Here is a 17081-nt window from a genome sequence, read left to right as displayed (position 1 = left end):
TTCCAGCCTGATGGCTATTTCTTTCTCAGCTCAGCCTATCGTTTGAACATGGATTTGAGCACAAAAGAGACATTTTCCGGCCGTTCGGCCAGCCGCCGCATAAAGTAGCCATACCAATCTGTTCCGTACGGCACATAGGTACGCACCTTGTAGCCCTCCTTGGCGAGCTGCTGCTGGAGCGCTGTGCGAATGCCATACAGCATTTGAAATTCAAACTGCTCCCTCGGGATGGCCTGCTCCTTCACATAATCCTTCACCCATTCAATAATGGCGTCATCATGGGTTGCGACAGCAGCATAATGGCCGTTTTCGAGCTGTTTTTTAATGAGATGGATAAAATTGCGATCCACATCCGCTTTATTAGGAAAAGCGACCTCTGGCGGCTCTTTGTAGGCGCCTTTTACCAAACGGTAGTTCGGCTTCAAAATGCTCAGCCGCTCCATATCCCCTTCAGTTTTGAATAAATAAGCCTGCAGGACAATGCCGATATGATGGCCGAACTCTGCTCGCAGCTGCTCATACATTTGGATCGATGGCTCATTGCGGGCGTAATCCTCCATATCGATGCGCACGAAGCTATCCAGCCGTTTCGCCTCCGATACGATCATTCGCATATGGCTAAGGCATAACGGATAGGAAATATCCAGCCCGAGCTGCGTCAGCTTCACGGAAACGTTGGCGGCGGCTCCGGTGCTCGCAATAGCTTGCAGCCCTCTCACAACCTCTTCGGCGGATTCCTTCGCATCCCGCTCGCATCGGGTAAATTCGCCAAGATGGTCAAGCGTCACGACGAGGCCGCTTTCGTTAAGCGCGGCTGCCTTCTTCATCGCGGCGGCAAGCGTCTCTCCCGCTACGAAGCGTTCTGCGCCAAGGCGAAGCCCAAAGCGCTGCGCCATCCGATTGGCTAATCGGTTTTTGGACAAATACAACAGCATATCACGCATGACCGCCATGCGTTCCCCTCCTTCTAGGCCATGTCCCGCCGCTTCATGCTTGAATGGCAGCAGGCTCCGACTGTGGCATAGCCGAAATGTGCTTATGGAATAAGATATGAATGCAGACAGGCACTAAATCCATCATCACAACAAAAGCTTGATGAATATCCGACTGTTTCGTCCATTCATGGGCAGCCAGCCCAATGGCTTATGAGGCGGGACAACGTATAGCTGGCGTTTACAGCGGCAGCCTTGATTCGCTTCTGCTGCCAGAGATAGAGTATAGTAGGAGTGGTTGAAAATATATTACAGGAGGCTACACTCATGTCACAGGAGATTTGGATTAACCTGCCGGTCAAAGATGTTGTGAGGTCAACTACCTTTTTCAATGAGATTGGATTTCGTGCGGAGAACGTTGGTAACGAGAGAGCCAAGCTGGCCATAGGCCAAACAACGATTTTGCTATTCCCGGATGCGGCGTTTGAGAAATTTACAGGATCAAAAAAAGCAGATACTTCCCAAAGCGCAGAAGTCATATTTTCCATTGGCGCTAAAAGCAGAGAGGAAGTAGATGGCTTTATTCAAAAAGTAGAGTTAGCCGGAGGAAGCATCTTTAGCAAGCCTGGTGAAAATGACGGCTGGATGTACGGCGCAGCATTTGCCGACCTGGACGGCCACCGATGGAACCTGCTGTACATGGATGAGAGCAAAATGCCGAAAAGCAAATAGGGAAACGCCGGTCACCTGCTTAAGGTCACCGGCGTTTTTTGCCCTCCATATAGACCGACTTCCGATCGCTGCGGCGAGTCTAATCCTTTATTTACTTTTGACAATTGGAAAAAGAGGGCTAGGAAATCGGCGATCAAACGCCTTCCCCTAAAATAACGGTTTAGCGTATTTAACCGCCAATCGTTGCCGTAATTTCGTGTGCCCTTTCTATAACCTGCTTGCTGAGAAAATCCAAACGCTCCTCTGTCAGCTGGTCCGTCGTGACGCCGATCCCAAGGGCTCCCACTACCTTTCGCCCGAAGCCGATAATTGGAGCTGCAATCGCCGCCGTACCTTCCGTAAGCTCAGCGTAGCTGACCGCATATCCCGCCTTCTTGATGCCGGGCAAAGCCGATAGCAACTGCTTGCGCTTCTCTTGGTCATCCATCAGCCGAATCAAAATCGCTTCCGCTTCAGCCAGTTTCATATTGGCCAACATCACTTTATTCGGCGCGCCAATATGCATCGCAATCCGCTCGCCCAAGCCTTCTACAACCCGGAGCTTCACCTTACCGTCTACTTTATCGATTCCCATCGAAAACTTGCCGTAAGGGATGCTTAAGAAAACCGTTTCTTTCCCTTCAGCTGCCAGACGTTCCATTATCGGCCTAGCTGCCGTGCGCAATTCCATCTGCTCAACCTGCTGCAAGCCGACTTCCATCCACTTTAGCCCCGGCCGATAACGTTTCGTCTCCGGAAGCTGAACAACGAGCTCATGCTTTACCAATGTGCTAATTAGTCTATGCGTCGTACTTAGTGGCAAGCCTACCCGTTCCGAAATATCTGATATCGCCCAGCCAATGCGGCTGTTGTCCGACATGAGCAGCTGAATAATTTGCATCGCGCGATCAATAGATTGAACCAATAGTATCCCTCATTCAACAGTATCTGATCTTTCCTTGTCAAAACCTAACATAAAATCATCGTTTTACGATTAATATAGGTGGCGGCATTTTGTTTGTCAATAAAAAAATGCAGTTCACGTCATTTTACATGACATGAACTGCATGTTTACGCGGTTACCGCATCATTATGCAGCTTTAGCATGTACGGCTTTGGCGTCGGCTTGCTGCTGCCAGCCTCCATGGCATAGAGGACAACGAGCAGCGTATGCGTATTTTTCTGGATCGAGCCGTCCGCAAAATACGCTTCCAGATCAAATGGCAGCCGCTCGATGACGGCATGCTTATGCAGCTCCTTCTCCGACATGCCGAGCGCTGCAAACGAATCCGACACCTTCTCCGGCCGCTCGACGAGGCTGCGCATATGGCTTCCCCATACGGCTTTGTCCATCGTGAATTCCCACCACGTTTTGCGCGGCTTATATTTATGGTTGAGGAAATAGTCATATTTCATCAACCCCATAATGACGTCCATATCCGGCCCAGCTTCGCCAGCCGATTGCTGCTCATGCTGATAGCTGTTCAGGAACGACCATAGCCGGGAAAATAAGTCCTCCAGCTGATGCCCGATTTTCTGCCAGCCCCGCTCCTCCCAATAGTCGCCAAAGTCCTGGAAGAAATCGAATGGCGACGGGAAAACCTGCTCCACCAAATACATGAGCGTACGGTCCATCCGGTGCGCATTCCAATATTTCTCCAGCACATCCTCGACCCGCTTCATCCGCACAATGTCGCCGAAAGGCATTAGGTCATTGCCGAGCATTTCGTAAGGCGCACGGTCCATGTAGATGTAGCCCCATTTGTCAGCGTCATTGCGCAGCCCTGTGCCGCGCAGCATTTTCAGAAATCCGAGCTGCATTTCTTCAGGGCCGAGCGCAAACACATCGTTAAAGGTGCCTTTGAACGTATCGTAGTTTTCGAGCGGCAATCCGGCGATTAAGTCGAGATGCTGGTCGATTTTGCCCGATTCCTTCACCTTCGTCACCGTCCGCACGAGCTTGGACCAGTTCTGTCTGCGCTGAACCGCCTCATTCGTCGGATCATTCGTCGACTGCACGCCAATTTCGAAGCGGAACACGCCTGGAGGCGCATGCTCAGCCAAATAGTCCAGCACCTCAGGGCGCATAATATCTGCCGTAATTTCAAATTGGAAGACGCAGCCGTTATGATTTTCGATCAAAAACTGAAAAATTTCCAGCGCGTAATCCCGCTTAATATTAAACGTCCGATCGACGAATTTAATCAGCTTCGCTCCGGCATCAATCAAATACAAAATATCCGCCTTCGTCCGCTCCTTGTCAAAATAACGCACGCCTACCTCAATACTGGAGAGGCAGAACTGGCAGCTGAACGGACAGCCCCGGCTCGTCTCAAAATAAACGACGCGGCTGGCCAAATGCGGCACATCCTCGGCAAACCGATGCGGCGACGGCAGCGTAGCCAAATCCAGCTTCGGACGGCCCGGGTTAACTAACGCTTCAATATAGCCCTCGCGCTGCTTACGATAGGCGAGTCCAAACACCATATGGTATTTGCCCGCGCCCTCGATCTCAGTCAGCAGATGATGGAACGTCTCCTCGCCTTCGCCGACGACGATAAAATCAACCTCGGGAATGCGCTCCATCCAATGATCGGTGTCGTAGCTTACTTCCGGTCCGCCGAGTATGATTTTCACCTGCGGACTGACCTTGCGCAGCATATTGATGACCGTGATCGTCTCTTCAATGTTCCAAATGTAGCAGGAGAAGCCGACTACATCCGGCTGGCGGGAGTAAATATCCGACACAATGTTCATAACGGGATCTTTAATCGTGTATTCGGCAATATCAATATCGAATTGCTCGCCGCTGTAGGCTTTCAGGCAGCGCAGCGCAAGCGATGTGTGAATAAATTTTGCGTTTAATGTGGAAAGTACAACCTTCATCTCGTTACCTCGCTCATTGTTTTGTCACTATTGTCTATCATTGTACTACAGATGAGGGTTCCCGCACAAAAGAAAAGGCTGTCGGTGGTCGCTTACGCTCCCGCCAACAGCCCGATCATTTAGCTGTGAAGATTAAGATGAAGGAATTAAATAATAAGTGCTAGTCTTTCATGCTAATATAAAGCTGGTCTTTCAGCTGCATATCGAGAACCGGGAAGCGAACCTTCCACTTGTTGTCGCCAAGCGCTGTCACTTCATTTTCTGCAAAGCCGCGCGGCTGGAAGCCGAATGTACGATCGAAGGAGATGATAACTTGAATCGTCTCGCCCGGAAGCATACGGTTCAGCTCATGGCCCAGGTTAATGGCCCAGCTGCGAATATCGTTAGCGGAAGAACCGCCATAATAGGTGTAAAAGCGCGGATCAATATCAGCCGTCAGCACGATCCAGCCCTGCGAATCCCGCTTCACTTCCCAATTGCTGAAGCTTGCTGTGCCATCGCCTGTCGAAACGGAGCCAAATTCTTTCTTCATCAGCGCTGTGATCGTTTCCATCGAAGCGCCTTTCAGCGTATCGGGCAAAATCGCTGGCAGGAACTTCACATCCTCCTGCGGGCTTTCCGGCAGCAATCCCATCAAGAGACTTGCGTGGGCAACCGATACAGCAAAGTTCAGGTCGGCCTGCGATGTATAGCCTGCTGTCGTAATGCCGACCAGATCGCCGTATTCATCGAACAGCGCTCCGCCGGAGCTGCCGTGGTCGATTGGCGCACTTGTCTGGATATATGTGAGGCCATCCTCGTACGAAATGTTACTTACCAGACCGTCAGATACCGTGTTCTGGATACCGAGCGGACTGCCAATGGCTACAACTTTATCACCTTTCTCCGGAACCGTATAGCCTACGCTTACTGGCTCCAAATACAGCGACTCATCCGTCTGAATAATCGCAAGGTCTGAGCTTGGGCGGTTCACAACAACGCCTTGAACCTTGTATTCATCGCCATAGATCGACGTAATCGTTGCCGAGCTCGCATCCTCAATGACGTGATTGTTAGTCAAAATCCAACGATCGCCGATAACGACGCCGCTGCCAAGCGCTTTATTCGTTGTGATCAGCACGACGCTTTCGTCGTTTTGCTCAACGATTTCCTTAGGAGTCAGCTTGGTACGGTCATCCTCAGGCGTTTCCTCGTACTCCTCGTAAGCTTCTGCCCACTGCTGTTCTATGGAGGTAATGCGCACGGCTTGCGCCGCATTATCCCATTTCACTTTGGCGCCAAGCGCCTCGGCTACGAAACGGGCCGGCACGAAGGTGGTGCCATTTTTCACGGCTGGGGCTGCATCAAGCTTAACGGTCTTCCCGTCGACAACCGCTTCTTTCTTGCCTACGGTCAGCGATACCGTCGTTGTGTTTTTGCGTACGATAATCGTCTGTGTCTTCTCTACCCAAGTGATGGAAGCGCCCAGCGCCGTGAAAATCTGACGCATCGGCACGAACGTCACGCCGTTTTTCACATAAGGAGCGGCTGGTAGCGAAAGCTTGCTGCCATCGATATAGACTTTAATCGCCTGCGTCGTCGACGCTGCTGTCGTAACAGCGCTTGCAGCTGAAGCCGTCGCAGTCGTTCCAGCGAGCGGCGACAGCAGCAAGCCAGTAACGAGCAACGGGGCTAGCAGCGTTTTTGCTAGTTTTGTTTTCACGTATGTATTTCCTCCAAATTTTAGTCGATTACCTGGGGCGTATTTTATTGATAGATTGAGTCCTGACTACAATTGATAGAATCACCAAAATGAAGGCGGGCCCTAGCCAAACAGATACTCTCATGGTACCATTTTCTGTTGTTGGTTGTCTATTGGAATGAGGGGAGCATGGTTTGGCCTTGTTCTGAACAAGTAGACACATAGAAAGCCTCGATGACACCAATTAGTCTAATAGATACCTCATGTCTCCTACGGTTGTAAAAGAGTTCGATGTACTCAAAAACAGCCTTTTTGGTCTCCGCTCGCGTCTTGAATGCGTAATCATTGAGCCACTCCATCTTCAAATTTCCCCAAAAAGACTCCATAGGAGAATTGTCGTAATAGTTGCCTTTGCGGCTCATGCTGCAGATAAATCCATGCTTCATCAGAAGCTTCTGGTAGCCTTTACTGGTGTATTGAACACCGCGATCAGAATGTACAATGTGTCCTTTGGATGCACCGGTGGGACAAATGGATTACTTTAGATCAGCATAGACAAGCTCTGTTTTCATACGACTATCCATTGCCCAATCAATGAGTTTGCGGCCGTGTAAGTCCAATACGCCGGCATGATAAAGTTGCCCTTCCGCTGTCGCTATATAAGTAATGTCACTCAACCATTTCTCGTTAAACTTGCTCGTTGTAAAGTCTTGATTTAAGATGTTTTCGCAACTGGAAAATTGTTACTTTAATAGGTTTTTTATTTTTGTTTCTTTACCTCTTTCAATCGGATTCCGTTTGCTCGCATTAACCGCGCCACACGGCCACGACTGACCTTCTTCTCCGTTGGTAAGATCTTCGTAATCTGCGGAGATCCATAGATTCTGCGGCATTTTTACGGATATCTTTTATCGTCTCAAATAGATCTAGGCTCCCTTTTCTTCGCTTACTTTCTGGTCGCCTAATATGAGCAAAATAGCCGCTTCTTGTAACACTCAAGGTCTGTCACATCTTCGCAATCCGTAACTCGAAGCGGTGTTCAATGACAAACTTGAACCTCATTATTTCTGATTTTTCGCAAAGTAGGACGCCGCCTTTATTGGGATGTCATTCTCTTCTTTCAGGTCTGCCAGCTGCTTCCTAAGTTTACGAATCTCATCATCTTCAGCCTTAAGGTGGCCGCTGCCTAGAAACGCATCTTCTCCATTACGTTTATATCTTTAATTACATTATATTACTTTTAAGTTGTTTACATCCATTTTATCAACCACTTCTTTCATGGTTGATTCCCCAGCCAATATGCGCAGCATATTCTGTTCTTTAAATGCTTTATCAAATTTCTTCCGTTGCCCATAATAAATCCCTAAACTTATATTATTGAGGTTTTCTATGTATCTATCTATTCGAGGCAAGGTCAGTTTTTGGAGTTATGACCGAGTTGTCTTTCTAACTCTTTTACTCTTGTTTCTAACTGTTCAATTCGCTGTTCCTGCTTCTCAATGTTTTGGGTCAGCATCATGATGAATGCAACTGTCTCCTTATCTCCCTTGCTGATTGCAGGATTTGTTCCGAATCTAACTTCACGCGGCGCCCTCTTTTAGTTCGTTAATTTACTGTTAGTTTAACATTTGTTTCATAGAGGGTATCTAAGTAGTAACGATTAATTAATAATAATGATTGACATAAACCAGAATTGGAAAGGGAAACAAGAATATTGAGTGAAATTGAGCCGATAGTGGAGGAACTAATTAGCTGGTTTTATAAAATGAAGTAAGTAATTTTTTTATTGTTACTACTTAGGTCTCTCTGTACTCCGAGGAAGACCTAAGTAGTAAATAGGATTTTAATCATTTTGCGAATAGAATCGTTATTTCAATTTTTCAACAAATAAAATAGCTTCTTTTATATATTCATAGATTTCATTCAGTGACTTTGTTCTTTTTATAAAAAGAGGATTTAACCAATCATCAATTTCCACTATAATTAATTTAAAACTACCATCGTCTAAGTTGAATTCTGGATACCAACCTAAATCTAAAACAAATTTATTATCATACCTAACTTGTAATATATCCTCTTTGAAAGACCAAATTTGTTGGTCTAGGGCGACACCTTCATTAAAATCAAAATCATTAAGAATGACATCGCCTGATTTAAAATCAATTTGCTCAAACAATTCTTATACCCACTTTACTTTAAAAGTTTTTTATATTCTTCTTCCGTAATTGGATGACCATGAATAGTATCTCCATTTGTTGATTCTATTCTCATATATTTAGTATCCTTACCTAGCGTAGCACCTATGACTTCGCTAAACTTCATGACTTTCCATGTTTTTCCGTTAGTTGTTGGAGTACCATTTTCCCAGGCATATCGTTCCAACGATTCAATATCTATACCCGGTTTATACATTGCAGCACCATTTTTTGTTGTTGATCTAATATCACTCCATGTCATTTTCTTATAACCTTTAAGAGTTCTATAATCATGTTTAAGATAATTTTTCCATATAACAGAAGAACTTACTTCAGAAAGAATTTCTTTTCCTTCTCTCATAATAGTAACAAACATTCTTCCACTTTGACTTACTATTCTTCCATCAGGTATAAATCCAACTATTATTACAGCCTTATAAAATTTAGAACCATCCGGATCTAATAACACAGGGATGTCATTACTAAAAAACTGATAATTGGCATATGCTGCCATAGTTGCAGGGTTGGTAGATAAGTAGAAATCTATTACAGCTTTCCAGTATTCACTTTTATTGTTTTTAGTAAACACAGCATCACCAGAGCAGACATAAGCTCCTTCACATGCAATATTACCACTAGGATCACGATACTTTAATGGATTATTATACACATAAGAATATAAATTTAAGGAAAGAGGGTTATTGATCTCCCCTTCATAAGTATCCTCATTAATAAACCGTCCAATACTCGGATCATAATATCTTGCACGAAGATAGTAAAGCCCACTTTCCTCATCATATACTTCTCCCGTGTACTTGAACGGATTAGACATACCTTCCGTTTGTGAAAGAAGATTCCCCCAAATGTCATAATCATAAGTATTAATGGCCATACCACTATCATTCGTAATCCTCACTACGTCCCCATGACCATTATACGAGTAATACCCTTCTTTCCCTGATTCATAGTCATGACGATACAGCAACTCATTACCCCATACACTTCGAGCCTTTACATTTCCATTTCCGTCAAGCTCTTCAATGATATGACCATCTAAATAGACGTATCGAGTAGTTTTCCCATTTACTTTCTTTGTTGCTCGAAGACCATCTGCGTAATACGAATAAGCAGCCTGTGTACCCTCTGATGAGGAATACGATTTAAGCATGTCCAAGGCGTTATACGTATAAGTTGTCGTTTCCTCCGATAAATCAGGTGAATTCCCACTCACCGTCAAACGATTGCCACGATCATCATACGTATACGTACGTTGGCCTTCTGCAGTATTCTCCTCTTTAATTCGATTAAGCGCATCATAACTGAATGCCTGGGTCAAGCCGTTTCGGTTAATGCTGGTAATGTTACTAAAACCATCATATCCAAAGGTTTCATTCCAGTTCGATACGTTCCCTAGTGAGGTTTGATTGTATGACTTCAATTCTCCAAAAGCATTGGTTTTTCTTTGTTGCGTTACACCATTCGGATAAGTCAAAGTATTCGTATGCTCATTTTGACCTACCGTATAGTTATACCCTACCGTGCCCATATCCGGTGTTGTTACCGTCAACAGTCGATCTAGCACATCGTACGTATATGCTACTTTTTGATTATCTGGATAACTCAACGCCGTCATACGGTCAAATTCGTCATACTCCAGTTTATACTGTCGACCTGCCACCGTTTGACTGCTCAAACGTTTCCATAGATCATATTGATAACCTAGCGTTTCTCCATCTTTAGTATTCGTAGTCAGTGGAAGACGCGTAGCCGGATCATAGCTATATTGCTCCCAGTAAGTTTCTGTTCCAGCCGAATCCTTTACGGATAGTCGATTTATTTCATCATATGGCGTATACGAATATTGATGCTTTTGATTCATTTCATCAGTACGTACATCCAACAATCCCGTATTCGTATACTGGAAGCTTTCTTTCTTACCTTCTGCATTCGTCTTCGTCAATTGCCAACCAACTTCGTTATATTCGCTTTGCTTTTGCAGCTTATCATTGGTATAAGTAGCAATCAGTTGACCCATGCTATTATACACATAACGATTGACTTGGTTGTTGTTATCTTTCAAATAAATCAAATTACCTGCGGTATCATAACCATACTGTGTTGTTTGCGTCACACCATCTGCAATGACTTGAGTCTGCGATAAGGCTCCAAGCGGAGTGTATGTGTTTAACACTGTTCTCGTCTTTGCTCCCGCTTTCTCCACTTGCTTTATCACTCTACCTAAGCGATCCTGATAATTCCAGGTTTCTTTCCCATCTGGACCTACCACTTTTGTAGTGTTTTGCAGGTAATAAGCAGAGCCATCATCCTTAGTCGTAACATTAGAGTAATAATAATCTGTCACTTGCCCTATAGGATCCGTTACTTTACTGATTTGACCATTTTCACCATATGAATATTTTACTTCTTTATCTACAGAGCCGTATGGCAATGTGCTTTCTAATAGTTTGCCTGTCGAGTTCGTTTTATTCAATACAAGTACACGCAATGTATTCCCTATTATTTGTTCCTGTTTTTCTATATCACCATAAGGCGTGTAATACGTATTTACCTTCTCCCCATCAGGCTTCATCTGTACAACTAAACGCTGTGCGTCATCGTACGTGTAATTCGTCGTTCTAACCGCACCAGGATTAGCAGCAGACGGTGTATAGCTTTCTGAAGCCATCCGACCACTTGGATCATAACTATACGTTGCTGTACTACCATCAGGAAAAGTCTGTTTTTTGAGCTGATCCTTATTGTCATATTCATAAAGAACAACTAGCGGCGTAGCTGCCTTTCCCTTACCTAAAGTGACATTCGTCGTTTCTTTAATCACATGTAAATTACTTGCATCATATTGCATATCCACAATTGTTTCAGTTGGTTGTTGATCATATTGACTACCCGAGCTTGTTGTGCGAATACGGGTAGGCTGCTTTGAACTATTGTAATTCAAATAGTCCGTAACCGCTTGATCCTGACGGACAACTGATGGCGAAGCTGGATCGCGATAGCTACCAAGCTGCGTTGTTCGAAGGAGCGTGCCATCCGGGTTATAAGTAAAAGTTATTTCTGACTTCGTTAAACCATCTGCTGCCGTTTGTTTCTGTGAACTTATTTGATGGTAGGGCCCGCCATAGGCCATCTCCATTTTGTTTCCATAAGGGTCTTCCTGATAGATCACATATCCAAACGCATCATATTCCGTGCGATAAAGCGTTGCGTATTTATCCAAATTGGCTGGCAATGTACGATCATTACCCGATCTCAAGAATTTACTTATGTCTAACTTATTATCATTTCCAAATACTTTGGTTAAATACGGTTTGTTTTTTCCAGGGTCATATTGATAAGCTTGATTTTCAAAGAAAGAAACACCATATGTGCTACCTTCCTCCTGGAAATTCAAATAGTTGAAAAAGCTAAGCTGCCCTTTCATTTCGTTTACAGGTACGAATGAACCTTTTCCTGATGGTCGATAAACAGTAGTACTACTTTCGCTATACTCTCCTAAAGCCAGAGAAATAGACACTGCAAATTCAGGACGACGGAACTCATTACTATTTTTCAATCGAAAATTTTCTACAATGCCACCCGTTTTAGGTGTCGTCCATATTTCCTGTGCATAACTTGAAAATATAGCCACATTCTGTGTAAGAAACTTTTTTTGTCCAGCTTTATTGGTATAGCTATAATACACATTCGTTACCGGGTGATACCCAATATAGGTAAGGTTCCATGGATCGAGATACAATCGCATTGTCCCTCTTTTTTGCTCTCTTTTATAACCATTTCCCTCTTTAAACCAATCCCACTCATATGGACGATATTTATATTTGATTTCTAAACCACTATTATCCGTAATTGTGTCCAACAAAAGATAATTAATTTCACCATGAACTTCATTATCCCGTTCGATGATTAAACTGGATTCTGCTCCATTTAAAAAATCAAGGACAGGTTTTCCATTTTCCATAAGATACATATAATCATCTTCAAAGTTAAAATCTGCTCGGGTTACGAGACCCGGTGTCTGATAAGTGTACGTTTTCAACGTCTTATTCGCTAGAACATCAACCACACTCGTAAGCTTACTAAAAAAAACACTTCTTGGATTCTCATCATTTTGATATTCTTGAGCAGTCCCGAAAACATAAGTCCTTGCTTGCATAACAGGATTATCTGTCTCCATATTATACTTAATTTTGTGCGTTAGATTTCCTTGTGGATCCGTTACAGTGAAACCTTGGGTACCGTATGGAGGCACACCTAATGGACCATCCGTCTGAATTTTTCTTCCGATAGTGTCTGTAATGATGATTCTATTGGCATGTTGTTGATAATCATAGGTTATTTGATCACCAAGACGATTACTTTTTGTTAAAATTTGTCCATCCCTGTTAAACGTATATGTGATTTTATCATCTAGTACCAAACTATAGCCCGTTCCATTATAGAAATAAGTAACATTACTGTATGGATGATTGTAAGGTGTGTTATCATTACCTCTGAACTCATATGATGATCCATCATCTAAATCAAAGGTAATCGTATCTGTTGTAGAATAGGTAGCACGATTATAGAAGTTGATATTGCTACTCGTTAAGGTCGAGGCAATTGTAGCACTAATCGTTCCCTCCGTCATTTTAGGAATATTGAGTGACCAGCCCGTTGCAATAAAACCTAGATTGTCTCCAAAACCATAATCATAATAGCTTGGGTAAGGAAAATTGCCCATGCAATCCGTTAAACCAGTTTGAAAAGTGGCATTATCTGGATGGCATACTGGATTAGACAGATCTCCGTCTAAACTAGGCTGCATGATTTTAGCGTTCAACGAACTGTAACTACGAACCAAACTGAAATCCATCCCATTTCTTCCAGGCAAATATAAATCAACATCTCTTTGATTAGCTGTTTTATAAATCGGATCTACATTGGAGTCGGTATTGGCTTTATATTTATATTCACTATTTTTTTCGGTAAAACGAAAGCTATTTCCTGTGCTCGCCGTTGATACTTTGCCACTCTTTTTAGCTTTACTACTGTAAGTAGAAGCCGTTGCACTTTCATACTGATCTACAATGGCCTCCAATATTGGATTTCCGTTCGCTTCAATAAATGGGGCTTCAACTTTAACGTTCTGTTGAGCTAGTACTTCCTCATAATTGTGATCATAATCATATTGCTTCATCGTAACTGGAGTTAGTTCCCTTAATAACACTTGCTGTGCTTCTGTAAGTTTATTTATTAATACCGGAAGATCTTCTGCTGTCATATCTAAAACTTCAAAAAACTGCTCAGTCTCTAATAGAGGCGTTAGCTCTGTATAGAAATACACCGCCAGTTTCTTCATATCCAGCGTATACTGCTGGGTAATGATCTCTACTTGCTCCTCTGAAAAAATACCCCATTTTTTCTCATATACTGACTCGTCGACAGACAATTCTTCATCTACTAGCGGATTCGTTCCGGGAATATATACCGAATCTTCTACCGTTACTGAAGCTCCATCGGTTTCTAAATTGGCATAGGCAACTGGACTCCCCATATCCGAAAAAATAGATAATAATAAACTAATGACTAATAGATAACTTATGACCTTCTTCAAGTTGATCGATCTCCTCTATTTATCTAGTAAAATAATAAAATCATCGATAAAAAAGCTGCTCGTTGCATTGTTGCTTTCTACGTATAAGGATAGATTTTTTGCTGCACCACCACTATATTCATAGGTTCCATTAATCATCGTCCACTCGTTAGCCGTTACTGAGCTTACGCTAACATTATCATAGGAATGGGAACCATCTTGAGCTTCACGATGAATGGTGAACAAGAGGTCCGATGCAACCGTGCCTTGCGGCAACCTGACTGCTGCCTTAATTCGATACTTCGTATTGGGCTTCAGCAGGCTTGTCAAATCAAGCAGCGGCCCTTGCCATTGTGCTGTCCGATCAGATACTTTCAAGCTTCGCTGGCCGCTATTTGCTATCTCACCAGTATTTTGAAGCACAACACTTTCACCTTGTGCAACCCACCCTTGTAGCGTTTCATCTTCAAAATCATGACTCACCACAGGTGCAGCTTCTACATATTTCGCCACTTTGAAATCATCCAAATAAAAGCTAGCAGTCGCATTAGGACTCTCCATGTAAATATTTAAACCGGCCACTGTTCCAGTAAAAGTATAGATGCCTTCGAAGTCCACCCAGCCATCTACTGTTACATGACTGGCACTCACATTGTCGTAATAATGCAAGCCATTTTCATCCGTACGATTCATAGTCAATAAAATGTCACTGGCCGTTACGCCTTGTGGCAAACGCAGCTTGCCTGATAGGATATATGTCTGCCCTTTCTTCATATAACTGGTTAGATCCAAAGCAGGGCCTTGCCAAGTAGCCGATCGATTACTGATTTTTAAGCTATGGCTTCCACTGCTTGCCGCCTCTTGTGTGTTAGCAACCAGCACACCTTCGCCTTGAGCATACCAGCCGTGTGTTGTCCCATCTTCAAAGTCGTGAACAAGCGGAGCTGGCTCAGCCGAATATGCTTCAATGCTTACATTATCCAATAAGAAAGAAGCAGTAGGACTTGCACTTTCTAAGTATAAATACATACTTGTAGCCGGTTCATTCAGCTGGTATAACCCTTCAAAAGTTGCCCATCCGCTTGAAGTAACCATTTTGGTACTAATATTGTCGTAATAGCTGTTTCCATCTGGCAGCGTCCGGCGTATCGTCATCATGACTTGCGCTGGCGGAGTGCCTTGCGGCAATCTTACAAATGCTTTAATCTGATAACTCTGCAGAGGAACAATATAGTTTGTTATATTTAACATCGGACCGTGCCAGCCTAACGTTCGATTAGAAACTTTCAAGCTGCTTGCTCCACCGTATGCCAGCTCTTGTGTGTTGGAAAGTACTACTCCTTCCCCTTGGGCAATCCAGTTTTGAACGGTCCCGTCTTCAAAATCTAGATACAAATTTTCTGCGGGTTCAGTAGGAGTAACAATTGGCGGATCAACTTCAGCCTTAGTAGACAAGTAAGCAATAATCGGGTCCCATATTGTGCCGTCATTTGAAAAATCACCATTCTGATTAAGCCTGAAATAGATGGAGTCTCCTTGAGTGACTTCCAGTTCTTTAATAACTGAAGCTCCCTTGCCATCATTACCCTCAATACGTTTCCAACCTGAGTCTGGCCAAATTTGCGTGTTGTTTTTCAAAATTTTAGCATTCACACCGTCTCCTAAGAGGTTGATAGGGTGTTTTTTCACATTACTTTTAATTCTAATCGTTCCTGTATTCGGAGCCACCCATTTAAAGACCGTGTCATTAGTATGAGGGTGAATCCAGCCTTTAGTAATTAAGCTCCAAGCGTGATCTCCCTTCCATCTGGACAACGTGCTATCCCATACCATATTTTTATATGCTGTTCCATCCCATGTTTGGTAATACCAATTGTGTTTGCCTTGTTCGGATCCATAGGAAGCTGATGGCTTTTCTGCATACGTAATTTTAGGATTAACGATGGTAGCATCGGAGACCACATTTCCATATTTATTTAAAATAAAATAGATTTGTTCCCCTTTATTCACACTTACGTTTAAGTTTAAATTTTTACCAATCCCATCATTGCCTTCAAGATGAACCCAGCCAGATTGGGGCCATATTTGCGTATCATTTTTCATAATTTTAAAATTGACTCCATCCCCCTCTAAGTTAACGGGATGTTTTCTTATATTTCCTGAAATATGTATAACGCCAGTTTGTGGCGCCTTCCATTTGAGAGCCGCATCATTTACTTGGGGATGCATCCATTCTTGTGATATAATTTCCCAACGATTATCTCCTCTCCACAAGGAATCCGTTGTGTTCCAAACCATATCTTTATAACCATCTGCAGTGGCAATCTGGTATGACCAGTTATTTTTCCCTTGTTCGAAACTAAATCCTTCTGAAGCCTTCTCAACATACCTGATTGTCGGTTTCCAAACTGTGCCATCGTTACTGATTGTTTCATTTTTATTTAAAATAAAAGATACGTTATCACCTGCTATTACGTTAATATTCACATTAAGATTAATGCCTACAGCTTCATTTGCAGCTATATGCTTCCAACCAGTTACTGGCCATACTTGGGTGTTATTTTTCAAGACCTTTATATTTACACCGTCACCAGTCCAGTTGTTTTGATACTTTTTTATATTTCCTCCTATATTCACAGCTCCGCTTTGCGGAGCCTGCCATGTTAAAGCAATATCATTCACTCCGGGATGAATCCAGTCACTCCCAATAATTTCCCAAGCAGTTTTGCCCTCCCATCTCGAAAGGCTGTTGTTCCAGGTCATATTCTCCAAACTTGTCCCGTCCCAAATCTGATAATACCAATCGTTTAGACCCTGTTCTTTGGTAAATACATAGTCTGAATTTCTGCCGGTGTATTCCTTTAAAATTAAATTCCCGTTCTGATCGTAGACATAATCTACTTTTTCACCATTGTCTCTCACTTCAGAAATAAGTCTTCCATTGCTGTCATAAACATAGGAAGAGCCCGCATAAGCAAGATTAGAAATAGTCATTAATACTAAAACAATAATTAAAATTTTCAAGTAAATACGTGATGTTCCTAAGCTCATTTCTATACCCCGCCATCTATTTTTTGTATAGA

General features: G+C 43.3%; 11 protein-coding genes. 1 reads left to right on the top strand and 10 read right to left on the bottom strand.

The window, feature by feature from the left end; translation table 11 throughout:
* Positions 1-35: 35 nt before the first annotated feature.
* Positions 36-953, bottom strand: coding sequence for a proline dehydrogenase family protein (locus tag BBD42_RS17545; RefSeq protein WP_237163134.1), 918 nt, complete (start codon positions 951-953; stop codon positions 36-38).
* A 306-nt stretch (positions 954-1259) separates the two neighbouring features.
* Here BBD42_RS17545 and BBD42_RS17540 point away from each other — a divergent pair, with 306 nt between their 5' ends.
* Positions 1260-1664: a VOC family protein gene (locus tag BBD42_RS17540; RefSeq protein WP_099519210.1), complete on the top strand. Its 405-nt coding sequence runs from the start codon at positions 1260-1262 to the stop codon at positions 1662-1664.
* A 169-nt stretch (positions 1665-1833) separates the two neighbouring features.
* On the opposite strand, the gene BBD42_RS17535 is transcribed toward BBD42_RS17540, so the two are convergent.
* From BBD42_RS17535 to BBD42_RS17495, 9 genes are all read right to left on the bottom strand, one after another.
* Positions 1834-2568, bottom strand: a complete 735-nt coding sequence (locus BBD42_RS17535) for an IclR family transcriptional regulator (protein ID WP_099519209.1) — start codon at positions 2566-2568, stop codon at positions 1834-1836.
* A 146-nt stretch (positions 2569-2714) separates the two neighbouring features.
* The gene (locus tag BBD42_RS17530) at positions 2715-4529 is read right to left on the bottom strand and encodes a B12-binding domain-containing radical SAM protein (protein ID WP_099519208.1); all 1815 of its coding nucleotides are present in this window, start codon (positions 4527-4529) and stop codon (positions 2715-2717) included.
* 160 nt (positions 4530-4689) lie between these two features.
* On the bottom strand, positions 4690-6231 hold the full coding sequence (locus tag BBD42_RS17525; RefSeq protein WP_099519207.1) for a stalk domain-containing protein: 1542 nt from the start codon (positions 6229-6231) through the stop codon (positions 4690-4692).
* A 149-nt stretch (positions 6232-6380) separates the two neighbouring features.
* Entirely contained in the window at positions 6381-6596 is a 216-nt protein-coding gene (locus tag BBD42_RS32885; RefSeq protein WP_481855979.1) for an IS3 family transposase, read from the bottom strand.
* A 150-nt stretch (positions 6597-6746) separates the two neighbouring features.
* A complete protein-coding gene (locus BBD42_RS32880; protein WP_481855882.1) occupies positions 6747-6887 on the bottom strand; it encodes a hypothetical protein in 141 nt (46 codons plus the stop codon).
* Between the two features lie 83 nt (positions 6888-6970).
* Positions 6971-7066 carry a hypothetical protein gene (locus BBD42_RS32875; protein ID WP_481855978.1) on the bottom strand — a complete coding sequence of 32 codons (96 nt, stop codon included), beginning with the start codon at positions 7064-7066 and terminating at the stop codon, positions 6971-6973.
* A 1011-nt stretch (positions 7067-8077) separates the two neighbouring features.
* Entirely contained in the window at positions 8078-8386 is a 309-nt protein-coding gene (locus BBD42_RS17505; protein WP_099519204.1) for a hypothetical protein, read from the bottom strand.
* A gap of 14 nt (positions 8387-8400) precedes the next feature.
* Entirely contained in the window at positions 8401-14019 is a 5619-nt protein-coding gene (locus BBD42_RS17500; RefSeq protein ID WP_099519203.1) for an RHS repeat domain-containing protein, read from the bottom strand.
* A 15-nt stretch (positions 14020-14034) separates the two neighbouring features.
* Positions 14035-17049, bottom strand: coding sequence for a carbohydrate binding domain-containing protein (locus BBD42_RS17495; RefSeq protein ID WP_172455534.1), 3015 nt, complete (start codon positions 17047-17049; stop codon positions 14035-14037).
* Positions 17050-17081 lie beyond the last annotated feature (32 nt).

The sequence above is a fragment of the Paenibacillus sp. BIHB 4019 genome (genome assembly GCF_002741035.1).
Taxonomy (GTDB): domain Bacteria; phylum Bacillota; class Bacilli; order Paenibacillales; family Paenibacillaceae; genus Pristimantibacillus.
The sequence above is the reverse complement of the archived record's forward strand: the minus strand, read 5'-3'. Positions and strand labels throughout refer to the sequence as shown.

What these genes read in the sequence shown, in the direction of transcription:
- BBD42_RS17545 (WP_237163134.1), bottom strand. Translation starts at nt 953, where the DNA reads ATGGCGGTCATGCGTGATATGCTGTTGTATTTGTCCAAAAACCGATTA.
- BBD42_RS17495 (WP_172455534.1), bottom strand. Translation starts at nt 17,049, where the DNA reads ATGAGCTTAGGAACATCACGTATTTACTTGAAAATTTTAATTATTGTT.
- BBD42_RS17530 (WP_099519208.1), bottom strand. Translation starts at nt 4,529, where the DNA reads ATGAAGGTTGTACTTTCCACATTAAACGCAAAATTTATTCACACATCG.
- BBD42_RS17540 (WP_099519210.1), top strand. Translation starts at nt 1,260, where the DNA reads ATGTCACAGGAGATTTGGATTAACCTGCCGGTCAAAGATGTTGTGAGG.
- BBD42_RS32885 (WP_481855979.1), bottom strand. Translation starts at nt 6,596, where the DNA reads ATGGAGTCTTTTTGGGGAAATTTGAAGATGGAGTGGCTCAATGATTAC.